This window comes from Streptomyces sp. NPDC059355 (assembly GCF_042752335.1).
Classification (GTDB): domain Bacteria; phylum Actinomycetota; class Actinomycetes; order Streptomycetales; family Streptomycetaceae; genus Streptomyces.
On the sequence record NZ_JBHYXN010000015.1, the window covers coordinates 88,807 to 109,777 of the forward strand.

21 protein-coding genes and 1 pseudogene are annotated in these 20,971 nt (G+C 72.8%); 9 read left to right on the plus strand and 13 right to left on the minus strand.

Annotation, left to right across the window (positions count from 1 at the left end; all coding sequences use genetic code 11):
* Positions 1-122 precede the first annotated feature (122 nt).
* Positions 123-914, minus strand: coding sequence for an SDR family NAD(P)-dependent oxidoreductase (locus ACFXGI_RS16865; protein ID WP_384706685.1), 792 nt, complete (start codon positions 912-914; stop codon positions 123-125).
* A gap of 140 nt (positions 915-1,054) precedes the next feature.
* On the opposite strand from ACFXGI_RS16865, the gene ACFXGI_RS16870 reads away from it, so the two are divergent.
* Entirely contained in the window at positions 1,055-1,627 is a 573-nt protein-coding gene (locus tag ACFXGI_RS16870; RefSeq protein WP_384706687.1) for a TetR/AcrR family transcriptional regulator, read from the plus strand.
* Between the two features lie 69 nt (positions 1,628-1,696).
* On the opposite strand, the gene ACFXGI_RS16875 is transcribed toward ACFXGI_RS16870, so the two are convergent.
* From ACFXGI_RS16875 to ACFXGI_RS16915, 9 genes are all read right to left on the minus strand, one after another.
* Entirely contained in the window at positions 1,697-2,317 is a 621-nt protein-coding gene (locus ACFXGI_RS16875; protein WP_384706689.1) for an RICIN domain-containing protein, read from the minus strand.
* Between the two features lie 164 nt (positions 2,318-2,481).
* Entirely contained in the window at positions 2,482-3,522 is a 1,041-nt protein-coding gene (locus ACFXGI_RS16880; RefSeq protein ID WP_384706691.1) for a terpene cyclase, read from the minus strand.
* A 254-nt stretch (positions 3,523-3,776) separates the two neighbouring features.
* Entirely contained in the window at positions 3,777-4,763 is a 987-nt protein-coding gene (locus ACFXGI_RS16885; protein WP_384706693.1) for a TolB family protein, read from the minus strand.
* Positions 4,760-6,076: an MFS transporter gene (locus ACFXGI_RS16890; protein ID WP_384706695.1), complete on the minus strand. Its 1,317-nt coding sequence runs from the start codon at positions 6,074-6,076 to the stop codon at positions 4,760-4,762. The genes ACFXGI_RS16885 and ACFXGI_RS16890 overlap by 4 nt, the downstream gene beginning before the upstream one ends.
* Positions 6,076-6,213, minus strand: a complete 138-nt coding sequence (locus tag ACFXGI_RS16895; protein WP_384706697.1) for a hypothetical protein — start codon at positions 6,211-6,213, stop codon at positions 6,076-6,078. Before ACFXGI_RS16895 ends, ACFXGI_RS16890 begins: the two co-directional genes overlap by 1 nt.
* A complete protein-coding gene (locus ACFXGI_RS16900; protein ID WP_384706699.1) occupies positions 6,165-7,424 on the minus strand; it encodes a discoidin domain-containing protein in 1,260 nt (419 codons plus the stop codon). The genes ACFXGI_RS16895 and ACFXGI_RS16900 overlap by 49 nt, the downstream gene beginning before the upstream one ends.
* A gap of 217 nt (positions 7,425-7,641) precedes the next feature.
* Positions 7,642-8,304: a response regulator gene (locus ACFXGI_RS16905; RefSeq protein ID WP_384706701.1), complete on the minus strand. Its 663-nt coding sequence runs from the start codon at positions 8,302-8,304 to the stop codon at positions 7,642-7,644.
* Positions 8,301-9,482 carry a sensor histidine kinase gene (locus tag ACFXGI_RS16910; protein ID WP_384706703.1) on the minus strand — a complete coding sequence of 394 codons (1,182 nt, stop codon included), beginning with the start codon at positions 9,480-9,482 and terminating at the stop codon, positions 8,301-8,303. Before ACFXGI_RS16910 ends, ACFXGI_RS16905 begins: the two co-directional genes overlap by 4 nt.
* A gap of 20 nt (positions 9,483-9,502) precedes the next feature.
* On the minus strand, positions 9,503-10,045 hold the full coding sequence (locus ACFXGI_RS16915) for a hypothetical protein (RefSeq protein ID WP_384706705.1): 543 nt from the start codon (positions 10,043-10,045) through the stop codon (positions 9,503-9,505).
* A 313-nt stretch (positions 10,046-10,358) separates the two neighbouring features.
* Here ACFXGI_RS16915 and ACFXGI_RS16920 point away from each other — a divergent pair, with 313 nt between their 5' ends.
* Positions 10,359-11,498, plus strand: a complete 1,140-nt coding sequence (locus ACFXGI_RS16920; RefSeq protein ID WP_384706707.1) for a hypothetical protein — start codon at positions 10,359-10,361, stop codon at positions 11,496-11,498.
* 7 nt (positions 11,499-11,505) lie between these two features.
* Here the strand turns inward: ACFXGI_RS16920 and ACFXGI_RS16925 are convergent, their stop codons facing one another.
* A complete protein-coding gene (locus tag ACFXGI_RS16925) occupies positions 11,506-11,904 on the minus strand; it encodes a VOC family protein (RefSeq protein ID WP_384706709.1) in 399 nt (132 codons plus the stop codon).
* A 91-nt stretch (positions 11,905-11,995) separates the two neighbouring features.
* On the opposite strand from ACFXGI_RS16925, the gene ACFXGI_RS16930 reads away from it, so the two are divergent.
* Both ACFXGI_RS16930 and ACFXGI_RS16935 read left to right on the plus strand, forming a co-directional pair.
* Positions 11,996-13,003 (plus strand): helix-turn-helix transcriptional regulator, encoded by a 1,008-nt coding sequence (locus ACFXGI_RS16930; protein WP_384706711.1) that lies wholly within the window; start codon positions 11,996-11,998, stop codon positions 13,001-13,003.
* Between the two features lie 662 nt (positions 13,004-13,665).
* Positions 13,666-14,265 carry a hypothetical protein gene (locus ACFXGI_RS16935; protein WP_384706713.1) on the plus strand — a complete coding sequence of 200 codons (600 nt, stop codon included), beginning with the start codon at positions 13,666-13,668 and terminating at the stop codon, positions 14,263-14,265.
* Between the two features lie 305 nt (positions 14,266-14,570).
* On the opposite strand, the gene ACFXGI_RS16940 is transcribed toward ACFXGI_RS16935, so the two are convergent.
* Together ACFXGI_RS16940 and ACFXGI_RS16945 are read right to left on the minus strand one after the other, a co-directional pair.
* Complete coding sequence (locus ACFXGI_RS16940; RefSeq protein WP_384706715.1) at positions 14,571-15,176, minus strand: M4 family metallopeptidase; 606 nt, start codon at positions 15,174-15,176, stop codon at positions 14,571-14,573.
* Between the two features lie 19 nt (positions 15,177-15,195).
* Positions 15,196-15,711, minus strand: a pseudogene (locus ACFXGI_RS16945) (hypothetical protein); the annotation flags it as partial.
* A gap of 197 nt (positions 15,712-15,908) precedes the next feature.
* On the opposite strand from ACFXGI_RS16945, the gene ACFXGI_RS16950 reads away from it, so the two are divergent.
* From ACFXGI_RS16950 to ACFXGI_RS16970, 5 genes are all read left to right on the plus strand, one after another.
* Positions 15,909-17,144, plus strand: a complete 1,236-nt coding sequence (locus tag ACFXGI_RS16950; protein ID WP_384706717.1) for a 2-isopropylmalate synthase — start codon at positions 15,909-15,911, stop codon at positions 17,142-17,144.
* Positions 17,141-17,851: a Sua5/YciO/YrdC/YwlC family protein gene (locus ACFXGI_RS16955; RefSeq protein ID WP_384706719.1), complete on the plus strand. Its 711-nt coding sequence runs from the start codon at positions 17,141-17,143 to the stop codon at positions 17,849-17,851. Before ACFXGI_RS16950 ends, ACFXGI_RS16955 begins: the two co-directional genes overlap by 4 nt.
* A gap of 211 nt (positions 17,852-18,062) precedes the next feature.
* Positions 18,063-18,857 carry a hypothetical protein gene (locus tag ACFXGI_RS16960; protein ID WP_384706721.1) on the plus strand — a complete coding sequence of 265 codons (795 nt, stop codon included), beginning with the start codon at positions 18,063-18,065 and terminating at the stop codon, positions 18,855-18,857.
* Positions 18,858-18,936: 79 nt separating this feature from the next.
* Complete coding sequence (locus ACFXGI_RS16965) at positions 18,937-20,277, plus strand: hypothetical protein (protein WP_384706723.1); 1,341 nt, start codon at positions 18,937-18,939, stop codon at positions 20,275-20,277.
* On the plus strand, positions 20,274-20,948 hold the full coding sequence (locus ACFXGI_RS16970) for a hypothetical protein (protein WP_384706725.1): 675 nt from the start codon (positions 20,274-20,276) through the stop codon (positions 20,946-20,948). The genes ACFXGI_RS16965 and ACFXGI_RS16970 overlap by 4 nt, the downstream gene beginning before the upstream one ends.
* Positions 20,949-20,971 lie beyond the last annotated feature (23 nt).

Below are 20,971 nucleotides of genomic sequence, written 5' to 3' on the forward strand. Positions count from 1 at the left end.
GACCGTGGCGAGAGCGCCCCGCCGGCCCCGCTGGGGGGTGTCTTTCGGATCGGCCCGGCCCCGCGTCGAGGCGAGGGCGGCCGGTGCCGGTGCCCGGTGCGGCCGGATCCGGAAGAGACCGCCTACCGGTGTGACCGCTGGGCCTCGACGATCTGCCGCACGGAGCCGTCGATGCCCGCCCGGGCCTGGATCCGCTCGGCGAAGCCGGGGAACTGCCCGGCGATGGCGCTGAGCAGCCTCAGCTCCAGCGGCGCCACGTTGACCTCGCACCGGTCGTGGCGGACGGCCCGTACGACGCCGCCGGCGACCTGTGCGGGTGTCACGGTCCTGATGCCGCTCGGCGGGGCGGCGCCCGTGGCGGCGAACATCCCCGCGTCACGGACGAAGCCGGGCTGGACCAGGGACACCCCCACGCCCGTGTCCCGGAGTTCCTGGCGCAGCGCGAGGGCGAATCCGCGCAGTCCGAACTTCGTCGCGTTGTACAGCGAGGTCGACTTGGTCGCCGCCTTGCCGGAGATGGAGCCCACCAGCACGATGTGACCGCGGCCGCGGGCCACCATGTGGGCCGCGAGCAGCCGGGACAGCAGGAGCGGCGCCCGCAGGTTGACGTCGAGGGCGCGGTCGATCTGTTCCCCGGTGTAGTCCAGGAGGTCTCCGCTGGCGGGCAGGGCCGCGTTCGCGACGAGGACGTCCGCGTCGGCGCAGGTCTCGGCGAGCCGGACGACGTCGGACCGGACGGCCAGATCGGCGACCACGGTGCGGGCGCCGCATGCCTCCGCGGTGGCCTTGAGTGCCTCCGGCCGGCGCCCGGTGACCGTGAGGCGGGCGCCCTGGGCCGTCAGACTCGCCGCCAGGGCGGAACCGATGCCGCCGGTGGCCCCGGTGAGGAGAACGTTCGATCCGGATATGTCCACGCTGACTCCCGTACGGTTCCCCTGAGTTGTTCGTTCGAACGAACAATAGGGACCCCTCCACTTCCTGTCCACACCTCGGACAGGCCCGACTCCCCACCCTGGCGGGTCGTTCAGGGCGGCCGATGGGGCAGAATGCCGACATGCCCCCTGCTTCCGACACCCGCCAGAGCATCATCGACGCCGTGCTGCGGATCATCGGGCAGGACGGCGTCGCCGCCGTCACCAACCGGCGGATCGCCAAGGAGGCCGGAGTCTCGCTCGGTTCCGTCACCTACCACTTCGCCACCCAGCACGAGCTGCTGCGCGAGAGCCTCCTGCATTTCGTGGCCGAGGAGACGCGGCACTTCACGGGGCTTGCCGACGCGTGCACCGACGAGCGGTTCGACATCGGTCAGGCGGCCGAGGTGGTGGCGCAGGTCGCGGGCGGCAACGCCTTCGACAGCCGCCACATCGCACCCTTCGAGCTGTACGTCCAGGCCGGCCGCGACGAACGGCTGCGCGCCGCCGCGGCCGAATGCTTCGCCGCCTACGACCTGCTGGCCGCCCGGATCCTGACCCGCCTCGGCGTTCCGGATCCCGAGCGGCTCGCGGGGGCGGCCGTCGCCCTGGTCTTCGGGCAGCAACTGCGCCGCCTGGCCACCGGCGCGCCCGCCGAGGACCTCGTCGACGCCCTGCTCGTCCTCACGCAGCTCGCCCCGACGCAGACCTCGTAGGGCACCCGTCCTCGTGGACGGCTGACCGGGCAGCCCCGGCCGCCCGGGCCCGGGCCGCGCGCCACAGGGTCAGTCGGCCCATACGTCCCACCACTGCTGTGACTGGAAGTTCTTCTGCCACAGCTGGACGCGGGCGCCGTTCCCCAGGACGTTCGCGTCCCGGTCCATGACGATGTTGCCGCCGCCGTAGAAGCGGGCGTTGTAGACGGCCCGGTCCCCCGAGGGGTGGGACCAGCTCTGCTGCGGAGTGTTGTTGCAGTCCCAGATCTGCACCTTGGTGCCGTTGTTGCCGCCCCCGTTGAGGTCCGCGTCCAGGCATTTGCCGGGGAAGCGGTAGCTCTCGAGCGCACCGTTGTTCCAGAGGTACCAGCGCTGCTGGGTGGTGCCGTTGCACTGCCAGACCTGGACGACCGTGCCGTTGCCGCCGCCGTTGGCGTCCACGTCCAGGCACTGCGTGGTGGGACGTTTGGCGAAGTCGTTGGTGATCCGGACGGGCTGGTTCAGCAATCGCTGCGGCGCCGCGGCCGTCACTCCCGGCGGCTGCGCGGTCCAGTACACCGGGCGGGGCGCCGCCTGGGCCCGGTCGGAGCTTCCTTCGGCGGCGCCGGCACCGGGAGTCGCGGCCACTACGGTGGCGAAGGCGACGGCGGTGACCGCGGTGACCGCGGTCCATCGTGTGATGCGGGGCATGACCTCTCCTGCCTCATCGGGGCGTGCACGGGCCGTGCGGCGGCACGACGAAGGCGCACCGGTGGCGTGCGTGCCGGTGCGTGGCCGTACCGGGACGTAGCTGAACACAGCCCGGCGCGGTCGCGTCAGAGCGCCGATCCGGCCACGGCTCGGGCGACGGCGGGTCAGGACGTGCCGTGGGCGTGCGTGTTGCGGGGCAGGACGCGCAGGATCTGGTCGAAATGGCCGGGGCCCGACGCCGGGACGACCTCGCAAGCGGTGCGGTAGCGCAGCGTGCCGGTCTGCCAGGCGTGGTAGCCGGCCATCCACGCGGTCATGATCCCGACGTAGGTGTCCACGGCGGCCCGTTCCCGGCGGCAGAGGCCGAGCTGCGCGCACAGCGCGGGTACCTGCCCTGCGAACTCCCGGAACCGCCGCACCAGCCGGTTCACGCGGTGGCCGGCGGCCGTGACGGCCTCGTCGCGGTCGAGGTGCCGGGTGTGTTCGAGGACGAGGACCAGGTTGTCGACGTCGCCGCGGGCCTCCTCCTTCTCCAGGGAGTACACGTCGTTGCACATCAGGGTGACGTCGATGGCCGCCTGGCGCATGATGCGCAGCTGGGGTGCGTGGAAGGCGGCCGCGGGGACGGTGATGCCGGCGGCGCGTTCGCCGAGGGACAGGGGCAGGTCCGTGGCCGCGATGCCGCGGCGGACCTGGAGGTAGGTCGTCATGTCGGCGGGGGTTCCGCGCAGGCGCCCTATCGCTTCGTGTGCGTGGGCGGCGAAGTAGTACTCCCATTCGTGTGCGGTCCGGGCGGTCCAGGCGGGGTGGGCACCGCGTGTGCCGCGGGCCCGGATGTCGGCGAACGCCGCCGTGCACGGGTCGCCCCCGGCGGGCGGGGCCGCGCCGTGCGCGATGTCGATCAGCTGCTGGCAGACGCGGGCGGTCCGGGCCGGGTCCAGACCGAGGGGACCGTCGAACTGGTCGTCGAAGACGAAGAAGAAGCCCATCGCGTCCGCGCACAGGTCCAGGGCGGGCCCCCGGGCATGGGGAAATCCGAGGGCGGCCAGGCGCGGCATGTCCCAGGAGGCGTACCAGGCGGCGGAATGGTCGTCCGACACCAGGCCGAGTCGACGGACCCACTCCAGGTTGTGCCGCCGGACCTCGTCCAGCCCCGGGCCGATCGCCGCCGCGGCGGGGAGTTCGAAGTCGATGTCCTGTGGCACGGGTCCCCCCGGTGTCGTGGGAAGCGGCACGGTCCGGCTCGTTCCGCGCCTCGCGAAGGAAAGGATTCTGCAGACGGGTACTCGAAGACGTGCGGTTCCCGCACACCCTGCCCGGGCGGCCCGGATCCGGACAAGGAGCGCGGGGGGCGACCCGACGCATTCGCACACGCCTCGGCCTCCACCGAACGCTTCCGCTCGCGCCGTCGGGCGCGGCCCCGCACGGCCCGCGCCCGCGCCACGGCTCCGGGACCCTTTCAGTTCACGGCGGCCGGGGAGAAGCCGCCGGGGACCAGGAGGCGGGGTTCGCCCGTGCCGTCCGCCGGGACCGACCAGATGTCGCTGCCGCGTCCTTCGCGTCCCGGGAGGGCGTAGCCGACGGTCGCGTCGTCCAGCCAGGCGGCCTGGTCGTCGACGCTCCGCGTCTCCGCGAGCGGGTGTTCGCGCAGGTCCGCCAGGTCCAGGACGTACAGCCGCCAGGGAGCGGCGGGGTCGTCGGAGACCTTCTTCTTGAAGGCGATGCGGGTGTTGTCCGGTGAGAGGGACGGGCATTCGACGTTCTCCCGCAGAGCCTTCGCCGACCAGTCGTGCAGGTTCCCCTCGACGAGGTGGGTGCGGCCCTTGGTCGACACCGTGGCGTAGAAGCGGTTGTCGTCCCGGGCGAAGGTCACCCCCCAGTAGTTGACGTCGGGCGCGTGGTAGCGGGTCCCGTCGATGGTCAGCGGGATCTCCTCCATCGATTTGATCAGGTAGCCGGTGCGCAGGTCGAGGAGGGAGGTACGGGTGGAGAAGGCGGTCGTGGCGTACGAGTCGCCGGTCGCGAAGGCCGTCCAGGACAGTACGTTCCCCGAGGCCGAGACGCGGGCCCGGTTGGGGATGCCGGGGACGGTCACGCGTTTGACCTCGCGCAGCTGCCGGTCCAGTACGAGGGCCTGGGTGCGGGCCGGGATGCCGGCCGGCTTGCGCAGGCACAGGGCGTGCTCCCCGGCGGCGTAGAAGCGCTCGCAGGCGGGGCCTGCGGTGTCGGGCGGCCCGCCGGTGCCGCTGCGGCGGGCGATCCGTCCGGTGGCCGAGTCCCGGTAGTAGAGCCCGGGTTCGGCCAGGCTGAACGATCCGGCCACGGCGGCGGTCGGCAGATCGCGGTGCCGGGCGTGCAGTACGTAGCCCAGGGAGCCGCCCCCGAGCAGCAGGACGGCGAGCACGACGAGGGCGAGCCGGCGGAGCTGTGGCGGGCGGTGGTTCACGGTGCCTCCGGGGTGTCGAGGGCGGGGGCCGGAGCGCGGGCGGAGAGGGGTGTGGGGGTGGGGGCGGGGGTGGGGGTGGGGGTGGGGGTGGGGGTGGGGGTGGGGGTGGGCAGGATGCGCCAGGCGGCCGCGAGGGCCCCCGCCAGCGCGAGGGCCGCCGTCCACAGGGCGGGCCCCTGCCCCCAGAACGTCCAGGCGGCCCCGAAGCCCGCGGCGCCCAGCAGCCTGGCCAGCGCCTGGCCGGTCTGGAGCACCGCGAGCCCGCCGGCGCGGCGGTGCGCGGGCAGTACGGGCCCGGCCAGCGCCATCAGGACCCCGTCGGTGGAGGCGTAGAAGACGGCGAGGAGTGCCAGCACCGCGGCCACGGTCGGCCAGGCCACGGGGAGCAACAGGACGGCGTACGCGCCGAGCAGTGCGGCGTGCCCGGCCAGGAACGGCAGCCCGCGCCCGACGCGGTCGGCGATCCGGCCGGCCGGGACGGCGAGAAGCAGGTATCCGGCGGCGGCGCCGAGCGGCAGCAGCGGGAACAGGGCGGGCGGCAGGTCGAGGCCGCGCTGCAGGAGCAGGTAGAGGAAGGAGTCGCCGATGGTGGTGGCTCCGAGCAGGGAGGCCGCGCAGAGGATGCGGCGGTAGGCGGGGTCGCGAAGTGGTTCGGGCTGAAGGGGTGTCGGCCGCACCGGTGGTGCGGGGCCGGCGGAGGGGACGTACAGCACGAGCAGGAGTACGCCGAGCAGGCCCGTGCAGAAGCTGACGGCGAACACCGCGTCGTAGGCGTCGGCGCTCGCCCACAGCACGGCGAAGGCGGCGAGCGGGCCCAGCAGGGCTCCGGTGGTGTCCATGGCCCGGTGCACGCCGAATGCCCGGCCGAGTGTCTCCGGCGGGCCGCTGAGCGAGATCAGCGCGTCGCGCGGGGCGGTGCGCACGCCCTTGCCGAGCCGGTCGGCGAGGAGCGAGCCGGCGATCCCCGCGGTGGCGCCGCCGGCGAGGAGCAGCCCGAGCCGGGAGAGGGCGGAGAGCAGGTAGCCCGCGCCGGCGACCCTCTTGTGGCGGCCGCCGCGGTCGGCGAGGCGGCCGCCGAGGAGCCGCACGAGGGCGGTGGCCCCGTTGAACATCCCGTCGAGGAAGCCGAACTGGAGCGGTGAGAGGCCGAGGCCCAGAACGAGGTAGAGCGGCAGGACAGCCGTGACCATCTCGGAGGAGACGTCGGTGACGAGGCTGACCGCGCCCAGTGCGATCACGGTGGCGGGGACGCGCCGCCGGGCCCCGAGGGGGCGGGGCGGCGCGTCCGGGCGGCCGGTGCTGGCCAGGTACATCAGTGGCAGCTGTACTTCGGGCTGGTGTCCTTGACCCCGTCGGCGGCGACGTAGGTCCAGCTGTAGCCCGAGTCCGTGAAGTCGAGTTTCAGGACCCCGTACTGGCCGCTGATGCGCTTCTGGCTGTTGGGCTGCACCTGCTCGATCGGGTAGGGCTCGGCGCCGCCCATGCCGCCGACGATCTCGACGATCCCGTCGCGGCCGCCTTGCCGTCGGGGTTCTGCGGGGCGAACCGCTCGTAGTGGTGGTCGTGTCCGTTCAGGACCAGGTCGGCCTTGGCGCCGTAAAGGATCTTCCAGACGGGCTTGGAGACGGGGTCGTTGCCGTGTCCGCCGGAGGAGTACAGCGGGTGGTGCCAGTAGGCGGCTATGCACTGCTTGCCGTTGGCGGCGAGGTCGGCCTTGAGCCAGTCGATCTGGGCGGCCTGGTCGAAGGCGTTGGAGTCGAGGGCGATGAAGTGCCAGTTGCCCTCGTCGAAGCTGTAGTAGCTCTTGCCCTGCGGGTAGGCGATGTTCCCGAAGTACGCCTTGTATCCGGCGAGGGAGCCGGCCGGGTCGTACGTCTCGTGGTTGCCGGGTACGGGGTGGGTCTTGGCCTTGAAGGTGCCCCAGCTCTTGTCGTAGTAGGCGCGGAAGTCGGCGATCCGGGCGTCGTCGTACTGGTTGTCGCCCATCGTCAGGTAGAACTTCGGGTCGATCTGCCGGGCCAGGGCCGCGGTCTTCGGGTGGGCGCAGCCGCTGTCGGAGGCCGTGCACTGGGCGGCGATGTCCCCGGCCGCGACGACCGTGAAGGCGCCGCCGCCGGGGGGCGGGCCGTCGTCCACGGTGCCGTACACCTCGGCCTCGAAGAGGGAGTAGCCGTACGCCGTGCCGCGCGCGGTGCCGTACACGCGCAGGTACCTGCCCTTGCCGGAGAGGCCGGTGAGGTCGTCGGTGGCGCCGTTGCCGGCCTTCTCCTCGGCGATCCTGGTCCAGGTCGCGCCGTCGGCGGAGACCTCGACGCGGTAGGCCTTGGCGTAGGCGGACTCCCAGGTCAGCTTGACCCGGGAGACGGTGGCGCCGGCCCCGAGGTCGACGCGGATCCACTGCGGGTCCTTGCCCTCGACGCTGGCCCAGCGGGTCGATGCGGAACCGTCGAAGGCGTTGGCGGCGCCGAGGGAGGAGCTCTCCGTGGAGGAGGCGGTGGCGGGCTTGCCGCGCGAGATGAGCGGGTCGGCGGCGGCCCCGGCCCTGCCGGGCCAGGCGAGGAGGAGCCCGGCGACGAGCGCGAGCACGGCGGTCACGACGAGGAGGGCGGGCCGAAGTCGGCGGCCCGGTGCGGGTGGTGGGGTGGAGGCGTACAGGTGCATGCCTGAACTCCTTGGCCTGGGAACGGCGAGAGCTGGACACCGGTGCGGAGAGCGCCGCCCCCGGACCGCGGGGGCGAGCAGGGGACAGCGTCACGGCGGCCGGGTCAGAGCTCTCGCTGAGCGCGTCATGCCCATGACATCAGGCACCGCGCCAAGCCGCCGTCGGGGAGCGTAGCGGATAGGAAAGTTTCCTACCAGTGGTCTGACGCGACGGCGCTCAGGCCAGGCCGGCTCCGATGGCGAGGCGCACGGCGTCGGCCCGGTTGCGGATGTCCGCCTTGGCGAACAGGTTGTTGATGTGGGTCTTGACGGTGGCCTCGCTGATGAAGAGCCGTTCGGCGATGGCCCTGTTGGGAAGGCCCTGGCCGATGAGGGTGAGGACTTCCCGTTCGCGCAGCGTCAGGTCCTGCGGCAGGGGCACCGGCTCGGGCCGGTGCGTGTGGACGGCGGCCAGGAGGCGGGCCTGGACCTCGCGGTCGAGCACCGACTGTCCGGCGGCCGCGGCCCGGATCGCCCGGGCGATGTCCTCGCGGCCCGCGTTCTTCGTCAGGTAGCCGCGAGCTCCCGCGCCCAGTGCGCCCAGGATCGATTCGTCGTCGGCGAAGGTGGTCAGGACGACCACCGCCACACCGGGGTGTTCCGCGCTCAGGCGCCGGGTCGCCTCCGTTCCGTCCATGCCGGGCATCCGCAGGTCCATGAGTACGACGTCCACCGGCCCCGCAGCGACGGCCGCCAGGACCTCGTACCCGCCCGTCGCGGTGGCGACGACGTCGATGTCATGGAACAACGAGAGGACGGTGGCGAGCGGTTCCCGTACCGCGGCCTGGTCGTCGGCGACGATCACCCTGACGGGCCGGGTGGCGCCCGTGGGTTCGCTCATCGCGGGATCACCGCTTCCACCTGCCAGCCTCCCGAGTCCGGCCCCGTGGTGACGGGCCCGGTGGTGACCGTGCCGCCGAGCAGGGCAATGCGTTCACGCATCCCGATCAGTCCCATTCCGCTTCCGGTGGCCGCGGTCACCGGCAACGTCGCGGGCCGGTTGCGGACGCTCAGTACGGTCGCCTCTTCGGCGAAGGTCAGCTTGATGGCGACCTCGCCGCCGGGGGCGTGCCGGGTGGCATTGGTCAGCGCCTCCTGGGCGATCCGCAGCAGGCACTGCGTCGGCTGCGGCGGCAGCTCGCGGACGTCTCCGACCACGGTGAGTGCGTCGTGGTGGCCCGACGATTCGAGCATCGCGGTCAGGCTCTCGCGCAGCGGCAGATGGTCTTCGCGCAGCGCGTGCACGGTCCACTGCGCCTGCCGGAGGCTCTCCCTGACCAGGCTGTGCGCCCTGCCGTTGGCCTCCCGGATCCCGGCCAGGTCTCCGGTGTCGATCAGCGCGTCGACCAGTTCCAGCTGCATGTTGATCCCGGCGAGCGAGTGGGCGAGTACGTCGTGGACGTCCCGGGCGATCCGGGTGCGCTCCCCCAGTACCGCCGTGCGGGCTTCGGCCCTCGCGGCCTTCTCGGCGGACTCGGCCGCCGCGATCGCCGCCCGCGCGGCCTGCGCCCGGCTCCGCCCGGCCATGCCGGCCAGCACGGCGGCGCCGGTCGCGAGGCCGACGACGGTCGTCGCGTACTGGCCCGGCTCGGCCTGGAGGTACAGCACGCCACCGCACAGGAGGCTGCAGGAGGCGGCGAGGACGAGGGCCGGTCTCGTGTCCAGGCGGGACCCGGCGAAGGCCACGAGGAAGAAGGCGAAGAGGTAGAACGTCCCCGCGCGGGCGGCGCCGATCAGTGCCGCAGCCGCCAGTACGCCGAAGGCGAGCCAGGCGACGACGAGCCGGTCGGGAACGGCGGACCCGGGCACGAGCCGCACCGCCAGCACCGCACAATTGATCACGAAGAGTACGAGGACGGCCAGGCCCCGGCCGCCGAGGCCCATCGGCCGGATCGTCAGGATCCCCACGATGACGACCGCCGCGACCAGCACCCACTGGGAGCGGGCGCCGCGTCCGCCTCGATCGGGCGAAGGCCATCGGGCCGCGCCGACGGGCCGGTCCGCCTCTCCTGCTGGCATGCCGCGACCATAGCCCACGCTCAGGCCCTGCGACCGGCGGCGACGGCGGTCCGCACGGCCGCCGCGGACCGCTGCGTACGCGTCAGCAGCCGGCTTCGGACGAAGATCGTGGCCAGCCGGGTGACCACCTCGGTCAGGGCCATCAGCACCAGTGCCGCCACCCACGCCTGCGCGCCGGTGATCCGGTGGTCCACGCTGAACCGCGCGACGTCGGCGGCGCCTCCGTGGTCGACCCAGACCTGGAAGCCCAGCCGGGCGCCCATGCCGATCACCCACAGTGCCGCCGAGACCGCACCGGCCTTGATCAGGAGCTGCCCGTCCGCGCGCCGCATCCAGGTGAAGACGCCGCCGGCGATGCCGAGCCCCGCGCCGACGGCCATGAGGGCACCGATCAGGACGAGGTCGTTGCCGCCCGTGGGGACGGTGTCGAGGTAGCCGAAGCCCACGAACGTCACGATCCCGAGCGGGAGCAGGTAGGACCTCGGGGTCAGCGGGCCTTCGCGCAGCTGCCGGAAGACGATCAGGATGAGGGCGATGTCGGTGATCCATGTGGTCGTGTTCATGCCCTCAAGCCTGCTGTGAGCAGACATCAGGCACCTGGACCCACGGGTGGAGACCGGGGTGGAGATCGGCGCGCGAGAAGGTGGGCGGGCTCGGCCCGTGGTTCCATGGCGGCGTGGAGAGCCTCTCTCAGCCCCTCCTGACCAGGGGGTTCGGCCGGCCCGACGGGCTGCTCGGCCGACTCGGCGACGCGGTGCGCGGATGCGGGGCGCGAGCGCGGAGCGGGGGATGACCGGTCTCCCACTTTCCGTGAGGATCCGGCCATCGCGCCGCGCATGGCTGCATGGTCTGCTGCCTCCGGTCGTCGCCTGACTGGTGGCCGACCTCATCACCTGGCTGGTCGCGAAGGCCTCCGTTGCGGGCGACGGATCCAAGGTGGTGTTCTGGTCCACCGCCGGCCGGCGCCGCTGGGATTCCGAACACTATCTGTCCATCGCCAAGACCGGCTACGAGATGTTTCGGTGCCGGGATCGCTACCCGGACTTCCCCGATGTCGTGTGCGGAAATGTCGCCTGGTTTCCCGGATACCCGATGTCGGTCCGGGCGGTTTCCGCCAGCGGACTCTCCTACGAGATCTCCGCGGTCGTGGTCACCGAGGCGTGCCTGTTCGGCAGTTTCGCGGTGCTGTGGTACTTACTCGGCGCCCGGCTCACCTGGGCCACCGGCCTCACCCTCGCCATCGGCGTGGTCTTTCCCGGCGGTATCTACTTCCACGCGATGTTCCCGATCGCCGCCGGAACGCTGGCATTGCTCGTCTGCGTCGCCGGCGTGAAGCGCGGTTCCTGGGTCATTGCCGCTGCCGGTGGTTTCATGGCGGCCGCCTGCCATCTGGTCGGCGCCGTCGCGGTCGGGATGCTGCTGTTGAGCGCGTTCTTCGCATGGCAGCGGGACGGATGGCCCATGCGGCTCGCGAAGGCCGGGGCGTCCGCGGCCATCGCCGGGTGCGGACTCCTGTGGGCCAAGTGGCTGATGTGGCAGGCGACGGGCCGGTGGGACGCGTACGAGACCATCCAGGAGTCCAGTTACCGGCAGAGCGGCGTACGGCAGCCGTTCGACGAGATGAGGAACGCCTACGATTTTCCCTTCAGCGATTGGTACCGGCCCCAGGGGTCCCTGCCGTGGCTGGTGGAGCACAGCCTCGGCGCGCACAGGAGCCAGCTCTGGCTGAATGCGGTCTTTCTGCTGCTGGTGGTGGCGACGGCGATCGTTCGGCTCTTCCGGAACCACCGGCTCGGCGCCGAGGAGTGGGCCGCATCGATCCTGACGGCGGCAATCTTCCTCGTGCCGTTCTTCGCCGGCGCGGAAATGTCGTGGTACCGCAACCATGCCCAGATGTTCGTCGGGCTCGTACTCATGAAGTACATGTCCCGATGGGTTCACGTGCCGCTGTTGGCGCTCTGCTCGATCCAGTACTGCCTTCTGGGTTCCATGTTCTTCGCCGGAGTACTGGTGTGACCACCCGTCAGCGGGCGAACTTGGCGATGGCGGCCGGGGTGACGGGGGTGAAGAAGTTGACGAGGTTGCCGTCGGGGTCCCGCAGGAGCAGTGAGCGGTTGCCCCAGGGCATCGTCGTGGGCGCCTGGACGAAGTCTTCCGTGGAGCCGGCCAGGTTCCGGTGTACGTGGTCCACGTCGTCGACGAGGAACTCGACGATGACGCTGTGGTTGTCGGCCGGCCGGGCGGCGCCGGGGGCGAAGAGGGGCACGGTGCGGGTTCCGGCGATGGCGAGGGTGGCCGAGGCGGTCCTGAGTTCGGCGAAGTCTTCGGTGGACCAGGTCGCCCCGATTCCGGTGGCGCGCTCGTAGAAGCCGACGAGGCGGGCGACGTCGCCCGTGATGATGCGGATCGAGACGAAGTCCATGGGGAAATCTCCAGACGTGTCGTGGTGGTGACCTCACGCTAAAGCGGATACCGGACAGGATCCGCCCGGTATGTGCGTGAGACTTCTGGACATGTCCAGACCCATCGCACGCGTGCTCATGCTGCTGGAGCTCCTGCAATCGGGCGGCCTTCGGACCGTCGCCGAACTCGCCGCCCGGCTCGAAGTCGACGAGCGCACGGTGCGGCGGTACGCCGATCACCTCCTCGACCTCGACGTACCCGTCGAGTCGGTACGCGGCCGCCACGGCGGCTACCGGCTCGCCTCCGGCTACCGCATGCCTCCGCTCATGCTGAGCGACGACGAAGCGCTCGCCGTGCTGCTCGGCCTGATCGCCGGCCGGCGGGCCGGCCTGATGACCGCCACGGGCTCTGCGAGCGAGACGGCGGCCGCCAAGATCCGCCGGGTCCTGCCGCAGCGGCTCGGCCACCGGCTCGACGCCGTGCTCGGCTCCCTCGCCTTCACCGCCCCGCCCAGTGCGCCGGCGCCCCCGGAGAGCGCGGTCCTGCTCTCGGTCGCCGACGCGGTGCGCCACCACCGGCCGGTTTCGATCCGGTACACCGCCGCCGACGGACGGCGCAGCGAACGCGCGCTGCACCCGTACGGGCTCGTCGCCCACTCGGGCAGGTGGTACGTGACGGGCGTCGATCCCGCGATCGGCGAGGACCGTACGTTCCGGCTGGACCGCATTGCCGACGCGAGGACCCTGCCCGGCACGTTCGACCCGCCCGCCGGGTTCGACCCGGCGGAACGCGTCCTGTCGGCGATGGCCTCGGCTCCGTACCGCCACGAGGTGACCGTACGGGTCCAGGGGACGGCCGAGCACGTCCGGGCCCGGCTTCCCGCCGGCGTCGCGATCGTGGAGGAGTCGGTGTCCGAGGGCGGTCCGGATCCGGAGAACGAGCGCTGGTCACGCGTCGAAATGCGTGTGGACCGGCTCGATTGGCTGCCCGCCGCACTCGCTTCGCTCGACCGCCCGTTCGCCATCGAGCGCCCGGAAGAACTTCGCGGGCTCGTCACCCGATTCGCCGCACGGCTGGCGGAATCGGCCCGGCAGAAGGGACCGCCCGAGGCGCCGTGAGTTCTGCACGCCGAGGACCTTGTCGGTGTACGGGTACGGCGCGCAATACCCGCTTTGCCCCGACGGCCCCTGCGGCGGAGCACGGCTACGCGGTGGCCGCCGTGCCGGGCGCCGTGGCCGCCGCCCGGCGTCGCGCCACATGGGCCAGAGGGTCGGCCCTCCGTCGGGCAGCCGGATCTCCTGCGGCCGAACACGTACGCGTATCGCGGCATCGTCGCCGGCTCCCGTGCCGCGGAGGGCTGCCAGTGCCCGGGACCCGACCACAGCGCGGCCGCCGGCAGCTGCCCCCCGCCGGTCGCGGCCACGCGTACGGCGCCTGCGCGCGGGCGCTGCTGACGTCGGGTCAGCTCGAAGAAGCGGGCCGGCCCGCGGGCCCGGCCGGCTGTGTCGGGGAACATCCAGGCCATGACCGCGTCGTCGGCGAAGGCGCGGGCCAGGAGCGCGGCGAACGCGCCCGCCTCGGCCGGCCGCGAATACCGGATGCCGTACAGGGCGGTGGGCCGTGCCGTAAGTGCGTTCATGGGGCCACCGCAGGCAGCCGGCCCGCGCATCCCCCGGCCTGGCACAGGACACGCGCGCACTATGGTTCCAAGGCAGAGACGACCCCGAGACCATCGTCGACGCCGAAGCCACAGGAGGTACGAGGGATGGCCGGACGGCCGATGAAACCGATCCCCGATGACGCACCCCCGGAGCTCGCCCGCCTGGCCGAGCTGCTCCGGGATGTGTGCCTGGCAGCCGACGGCCCGCCTCTGGCGGCGATCGCGGAGCGGGCCGGTGTGCCGAAGTCCACGCTGCATCACGCCCTCGGCGGCGAGCGCCTGCCGAACATGGAGACGGTTCTCGGCCTCGTCGCAGCCTGCCAGGACCCGGCGGTGGAGGCGGTCGTCCGGCAGGGGGAGCGCATGCATGCCGCCGTGCTGTGGCGTGAGGCCTACCGGGCGGTGAACGCACATCGGCCGAGCCCTTCCGGCACCGACGAGGCGCCGCGCGAGCTCGCGGTCGCGAACCGGTTGATCGAGGGCTACGCCGCCCGTGCGCAGACCAACTCCGCCGCGGGCGTGGACGGGGTGGTCCGGCTCCGCGAGGACCGCCTGGCCGCGGAGGCCGCCCTCGACGCGGCGGTGGAGCGGCTCGGGCAGGCCACCGCCGCGGTCGCGGTCGCGCGTGCCGCACTGCGCGCGGCCTCCGCCGCCGAACACGAGGCGACGGCCGCGGGCGCGGGCGCCCCGGACCCGGACCGGGCGCGGAACGAGAGCTGACGGCGAAGCCCTGGGGCGACGCCGCCCGCCGGCTCGCCGCACCCTGCGCAGCTCGCGGCGGCGCGCTTACACGGAAGGATTCACCGCCCCGGAGCTGTTCGAGACCGGCGAACTCCCCCCGGGCTGTGCCGTGTTCGCCTTCGGTGCACTGCTCGTCCACGCTGCCGGCGGGCTGCCGTTGGGCGACGCGCGGGGCGAAGCCCTCCGGCACCGGGTGCAGGACGGCAGAGCCGATGTGACGGCGGTTCCGGAGGAACTGCGGCCGCCGGCCGCCGCCTGCCTGGCCACGGACCCCGCCGCGCCCCCTACTGAGGCCCGGCGTCCCAACTGATCTGACGGGACGCGGCGTTGCCGTCGCAGTCGGTGCCGGTGAACGTGACCTCGAACGTCCCCTGCCCGGTCGGCCTGCCGGTGACCACACCGGTGGCCGGGTCCACGGAGAGACCCGGGGGCAGGCCGGTGGCGGTGAAGGTGACGCGCTGCCGCTGCGGGTCGGGCGCCCGCAGCCGCAGCATGACCTCCGCGCCGACGGTGCTCCGCTGGAAGTTGATCCACTTCAGGGAAGGGGTCGGCGGCGCCGGGGGCACGGGGTCGCTGCCGTCGACCCCGACCGTGAGCCACGCGGCGGCCACGGCCTTGGCCTCGGTGCCGCCGGCACCGTAGAGCTCGGACGCGGCTCGCAAGGTCGCGGCGCGGGCGCCGGAGAAGGTGGAGTTGGGCACCAGGTAGCGGGTCAGCGCCCGATAACAGATCTTCCCGGCCCTGTCGTTGCCGATGCCTTTGACCTCGGGCTCTCCGCCACAGGTCGGGCTGTCGCCCCAGACGGACTTCCCGCTTCCCACGGCCAGTTGGCAGAAGAACTTGTTGCTGATCCCGCCGACTTGGTGGTTGGGTTCCTCGCCCTCCCCCACCCCCGGCGTCGTGCGCCACGACGTCGGTGGCGTTCCGCGCGGCGTTGCCGCCGGCCGCCGGGCCCAGGAGCATGCAGCCGCACTCCGGGTCGTACCGGGCGAGGAACCCGCCGTCGGCCGGGCCCACGTCCGTGAACACCCGGGGCCCCGCCCCGTCGTCGTTGATGCCGCGCCTGCCGTGGTGCTCCAGGAAGTAGTCCCGGGTCCGCGTTGCCGCGACATAGGCGTCGACGTCGGCGGTCTGCCGGTCGCCCTTGGTCCCGTCGCCCCAGACATCGTCGGCGTCCGACGACGGCCGGCCGGCGTCCCGGCCCTGGAAGTAATCGTTGGCGCGGTTGCGCACCTGGAGACCGCCACGCCCCGGATCCACGAGCAGGAAGCCGCCGTCGGGGCTCCGGCTCGTGCTGATCCGTACGTCACCGTTCTGGTAGCCGTGTGCGAGACCGCTGCCGCTCGGGGTCCCCCAGGCCGTCCCCGGCGCGCCGAGGGCCACCAGGGCCGCTGCCGACGCGATTGCTGCCAATTTTCGCCTCATGTGGGCAAGGAGTGGCGGGAGTTGGTGCGCGTTGCTCCGGATCACGGTTCGGTGATCTTCGGGCACAGGTGTGGAGACGGGCGCCTCAACTGTTCGAGCGTGCGCATCGTGGCGGCGGATCGTTCCCTTGTCGACGGCGTACGGCCGACGTGGGGGCCGCCGGCCCGCGGGCCGGTGTCCGGGTGCACAGGAGCGTGGTGTTCGTGGATGTGGTGCGGGAGTCCGCTGCCGCGGGGCGGGTGGTGGTGTGGGAGGAGTCGGCCCGGGACGGTGCGCAGGCGAAGACGTTGATGACGCCTGGCTTCCGGGTGGAGCTCGCTCGCGAGATGGGCCGCGTCTTCGGCTCGGACGGCCCCCGGCACGTGGTGTTCGCCGCCGGCTTCCCCGCCGTGTGCGGGGAAGAGTTCGAAGCCGTACGCCGGGTCGCGCTGGAGGCCGAAGGGGCGGTGAGCGTCGCGGCGGTCTGCCGCGGCGCCCACCGGGATCTGGAGCAGGCGATCGCGTCCGTACGGGGCAGCCGTCACGCGCGGGTCATGGTGGTGGTGCCGGCCTCGGAGGCGATGGCGCGGGTGATGGTCCACCGCACCGCTCCGGAGGCGCTCGCGGCCGGGGTCGACCTCGTGAAACGGGCCCGCGATCTGGACGAGGGGGTCGCGGTGGACGTGTGCCTGGCGGACGCCTCCCGCGCCGACCACGCCCTGATGGCGCACTACGCACAGGCCATGACCGGCGCCGGGGCGGGGCTGGTCGTCCTCGCGGACACGGTCGGCGCGCAACTGCCGCTCGACTGCGGGGAGATGTTCGGCCGGGTGCGTGCGGAAGCCGGGAGCGAGGTCGTGCTGGCCTCCCACCTGCACAATGACCTCGGGCTCGGGCTGGCCAACACCCTGCAGGCGCTGGCCGCGGGAGTTCGGGTGGTGTCCTCCTCATGGCTGGGCATCGCCGAGCGGGCCGGCATGGTCGCCACCGAACAACTGCTGTTCCTGCTCGCCCGGCGCACGGCCGATGTGCTGGGAGCGGCCGCCGCACCGTGGTGGACCGCACCCGATCTGACCCGGCTGCCGGCCATCGCACGGATGGTGGCCGACGAGACCGGAGTCCCGCTGAGCGTCACCACGCCCATCGTCGGAACCGGGGTGGCCGCCATCTCCACCGGCACGCCCTTCGTCCACCCGCGGCTCTTCCAGCCCTACGATCCCGAGGAGGTGCTGGGCATCACGCCCCGTGTGGTCCTCACGCATCTGGCCAGTGCCCGGGTCGTCACCGCGGTGGCCACCCGCCTCGGGCACTGCCTGGACCGCGACCAGACCCGGGCGGCCGTGGTCTGGGTCAAGAGCCGCGCCTACCGCACCGGCCGGGCAGTGGTCGACGACACGGCCTTCGCGGGCTACCTCGACGGCCTCACCCATCAGGCCGCCGGCGGCGCACGATGAGCACCGGCGCCGCCGCACCGCGGGACGCCGTAGACCTGGATCGCGCCCGGCAGGCCTTGCGCCGGGGTGCGGCCGTGGTCCTGCCGAACCCCGCGCCCCTCACCCACGTCGTCGCCGCCACCGCGCCGCGGACCGTGAACGAGGCCAAGGAAAGGCCATCGGGTCAGCCGGTGGCGCTGTGGGCCCACCACGCGGAAACCCTGCGCGCCGTCGCCGAGGTCGTCGCACTCGACGCCGCCCGTACGGTTCTGGCAGGCCGGCTGCTGGCCGAAGAGCACCTCACCCTGCTGCTGCCGCTCCGGGCCGGTACCCCTCGGCCCGCCTGGCTCGCTCCCGCCTGCAAGGACGGCCGGGTGCTGCTCTTCGGCGCCCGCTGGCAGCCGCTGCGGCCCCTCCTGGACGAGCACCGGGTGCTGTACGTCAGCAGCGCCAACCGCACCGGCTGTCCGCCCGCCGCCGGTACCGCCGAAGCGCTGGCCATGTTCCCCGCCACCGTCGCCGTACTGCGGTCACCACACGCCCTCGACGACCCGGCGGTGGGCTCGCCCCGGCGGGCGACGACCACCGTGGCGATGCACCCGGACGGCCGTCTGACGCTGCACCGCCACGGCGCCCAGGACCGGGCCCACCCGCACCCGGACGACTACCTCGACCATCTGCGTGCGCACTACGCCGTCCCCGGCAGGCCCGAGCAGCCCCTTCCGTGAGTGCGCCCGCGCCCACGAGGAGCTGCTCGCGAAGTGCACCGACCGATCGTGGTATGCCCGTGCGCCCCCGTGCACAACCACCGCCCCCGCGCCCGGACTTGTCGGACGGTCCGGGCCGCAGGAGAGTGATGGCTGCGTGCGGGGGCGGCACCACTCGGCTCCTGTGCGTCACGGACAGCGCACCGGATCCGAGGAACAGGAGCGCAGGGGCATGCCCATCCAGCAGACGATCGACCACCCCACCAACTGGATCATCGAGGTGGACATCAAGGACGTGAGCGCGCTCGCTCTGCACGGCGCACCCGCCGGCGAGCGGCTCGTGGTCTTCGTGTCGGAGACCCACCACAACACGCGGTACGACAGCGGCCGGCGCGACGAGATCATCCGGCAGCTGTCCTCGCACCCGAAGGTCACCCTCGTCGTCGAACGGGACATCAGCCCTGTACCGGCGGCGCCCAACATGGTGGTGGAGAACACCCCGGGCCTCTCCCCCGGCGACTCCGAGCGGGACGACACGGTGATCGCGCAGCTCGTCGACCACCTGAACCGGCTGCCTCCCGGGCAGAAGGGCCGGTCGATCGTGTTCCTCTTCGGAAACGATCATTTCGACAAGCTCCGCACCCGCCTCGACGCGGCCCTGGCCGAGCCGGTGACGCTTCGCCACTTCCCGTCCATCCGGGACCAGATGGACGCACTGAGCCTGGCGGCGACGGCGCCCGGCCCCGCCGACCAGGCGATCGGCTGGGTCCGCACGGGTCAGTTCACGGCCAACGAGGGCCAGGAGGCCCTGAACAGCGATCTCCTGCGCCGCGGCCTCGTTCCTGTCCCCTATCAGGTCCACGTCCACTCGCCGGGCGTCTTCGCATGGGGCAAGCAGGGCTTCTGCTTCCACACCTCGAACCGGTCGATCATCGACCGCGGCGCCGAGCTCGCCGAAGAAGGCACCATTCCCGTCATGATTCGCGACCCGCAAGAGGTCAGGGGCCGCGAAGGCCGCGTCGGCTGAGGCGCGGCGGGGGCACCCCGGGCGGCGGAGGCGGGGCGGCGGGACCCGGAGGAGAATGGGGAGCGGCTCACGGAGGGTCATGGTTCCCTTTGCCTTCCGGGCCCGTCGCTCGTTGACGGCCGCGCTGGTGAGCGCGGTGTTCGCCTGGGGCGCGCCCGTTGCTGCTCCTGCTGCCACCCCGCCGGTCCAGGCCGCGGCAGCGTGGTCCATCACGCTCGATCCGTCCCAGGGCCCGCCGTCGAGCAGGGTGGGGGTGCACGGCTACGGCTTCGACAACTGCACGACGGCCGGGATCGCGCCCGATCCGAACCCTGCCGAGCCCGCCGAGATCCACGTCACCTGGGAGGACGACGACAACCCGAGCGTCGTGAGGGCCGGTGCCGACGGCGAGTTCGAGACGGACGTCACGGTTCCGGCCGATGCGATTCCGGACAGCTACAAGGTGGTCACCGCGCTCTGCACGGTCAACTCGAAGATCAGGGCGACCGCCGAATTCCAGGTGACGGCGGATACCGGGCCGACGGCCCTGGCCTTGGACCCGGTCGAGGGCCCCGTCGGGAGCTCGGTCGCCGTGACCGGCTCGGGGTTCGAGGGCTGTACCGGGAACGACGGCGAAGCCGGTGCGGTCACGCTGACGTGGGACGGTAGCCCGCTGCCGGATGCCACGCCGGCGGAGGTACCGGTGGACGGCGGCGCGTTCGCGGCCGAGTTCGCCGTACCGTCCGACGCGGACGCCACGGATCACACGGTCACGGCGACCTGCGCCGGGTACGAGCAGGTCTCCGCCGAGCAGCGGTTCACGGTGACCACCGCGCCCGTGTCGCAACCGGAGGTGAAGCTCGATCCCGCTTCGCTTCCGTTCGGCGGCGGGTCCGCGGCCGTATCCGGTTCGGGATTCAACTGCCCGGAGGTGGCCCTGTCCTGGAACGGCGAACAGTGGGACACGGTGGCTCCCGACGAGGACGGCACCTTCGACGCCGAGTTCGAAGTGGCGCCCGATGCCGCCGAGGCCTCGTACACCGTACGGGCCGAGTGCACGGATGACCCCGGTGTGGCCGCCGAGGCGGCGTTCTCGGTGACCGGCGAAACTCCGGTCACGCCCACCCCGACGCCTCCGACCCCGACTCCGCCCACCCCGACCCCGGACCCCGAACCCACCCCGGACACGGTCCCCGTCGGCCTGGTCGTCGGTTCGGGCCTGCTCGGAGCGGCTCTGCTGGCCCTCGCGGGATACGCCTTCCTCAGCCACCGCCACCACGGGCCCCGCTGGGTCCACGACCACGTCAGCTCCCGGCTGCGGCCCGCCCCGGCGGCGACGGACGTGGCCGAACCCTCGGAGACCGGCCCGCCCACCCGCTCGGTACGGCTGGAACCGCACCCGGACCCGGGTGACCAGACACTGAAGGAGGAGGACTCATGACCACCGCTCCCGTCGTCGAGCCCCTCACCGTCCGGGACCTGCTGCTCGGCCCCGAGAGGCAGGCCCCCGAAGCGCTCGCCGAGTCCCTGCAGGCCTGCGGCGCGGTAACGGGCCTCCTCCCGGGCGGGCACGGCCTGACCTCCGCGGCCGACCGGGCCGTGGGGCGCGAGCTGGCCACCGTCGTCAACGGCTTCCTCGACCTCGATCTCGTCTCCCTCGTGGCTTCGGGCTGGTCCAAGTACAAGGCCCTGCAGGAGGCGGCGCTGCGCACGCGCCGGTCGCCCGGCACCGAGGAGGTCATCGCCTTGGCCACCCACACCATCCGCTCCACGCACCACCCGTCCGTGGACCTCCTCGTGGACGGCGCCCCGGCCGCCACCGTCCCCGTGAACCTCACCGTCCTCTTCCGGATCAGCGGGCTGGTCGGAGTCGTCCGCGACGGCCGGCTCGTCGCCGCCCGCAGCGGGCAGTGCGGGGTGGAAGCCAGGCTCGCGGTACGGGACGTCGTGGTCGCCTCGCGCGAAGGGCGGCTCGACATCCCGGCCGCGCTGCGCCTGCGCGAGCCGATCGACCTGCTGCCGCACCATCCGCCGGTCCCGCCGACGGCACCGCCCCGGCCGCCGGCACCACCCCCGCCGCCGGTTCCGCCGGTCCGGTGGGGGCGCGGGTAGACCAGGAGCCGGGGACCCGGCAC

Coding starts and splice junctions, on each gene's coding strand:
- ACFXGI_RS16870 (WP_384706687.1), top strand. CDS start 1,055: ATGCCCCCTGCTTCCGACACCCGCCAGAGCATCATCGACGCCGTGCTG.
- ACFXGI_RS16875 (WP_384706689.1), bottom strand. CDS start 2,317: ATGCCCCGCATCACACGATGGACCGCGGTCACCGCGGTCACCGCCGTC.
- ACFXGI_RS16890 (WP_384706695.1), bottom strand. CDS start 6,076: ATGTACCTGGCCAGCACCGGCCGCCCGGACGCGCCGCCCCGCCCCCTC.
- ACFXGI_RS16900 (WP_384706699.1), bottom strand. CDS start 7,424: ATGCACCTGTACGCCTCCACCCCACCACCCGCACCGGGCCGCCGACTT.
- ACFXGI_RS16905 (WP_384706701.1), bottom strand. CDS start 8,304: ATGAGCGAACCCACGGGCGCCACCCGGCCCGTCAGGGTGATCGTCGCC.
- ACFXGI_RS16910 (WP_384706703.1), bottom strand. CDS start 9,482: ATGCCAGCAGGAGAGGCGGACCGGCCCGTCGGCGCGGCCCGATGGCCT.
- ACFXGI_RS16915 (WP_384706705.1), bottom strand. CDS start 10,045: ATGAACACGACCACATGGATCACCGACATCGCCCTCATCCTGATCGTC.
- ACFXGI_RS16925 (WP_384706709.1), bottom strand. CDS start 11,904: ATGGACTTCGTCTCGATCCGCATCATCACGGGCGACGTCGCCCGCCTC.
- ACFXGI_RS16930 (WP_384706711.1), top strand. CDS start 11,996: ATGTCCAGACCCATCGCACGCGTGCTCATGCTGCTGGAGCTCCTGCAA.
- ACFXGI_RS16935 (WP_384706713.1), top strand. CDS start 13,666: ATGAAACCGATCCCCGATGACGCACCCCCGGAGCTCGCCCGCCTGGCC.
- ACFXGI_RS16955 (WP_384706719.1), top strand. CDS start 17,141: ATGAGCACCGGCGCCGCCGCACCGCGGGACGCCGTAGACCTGGATCGC.
- ACFXGI_RS16960 (WP_384706721.1), top strand. CDS start 18,063: ATGCCCATCCAGCAGACGATCGACCACCCCACCAACTGGATCATCGAG.
- ACFXGI_RS16965 (WP_384706723.1), top strand. CDS start 18,937: ATGGTTCCCTTTGCCTTCCGGGCCCGTCGCTCGTTGACGGCCGCGCTG.
- ACFXGI_RS16970 (WP_384706725.1), top strand. CDS start 20,274: ATGACCACCGCTCCCGTCGTCGAGCCCCTCACCGTCCGGGACCTGCTG.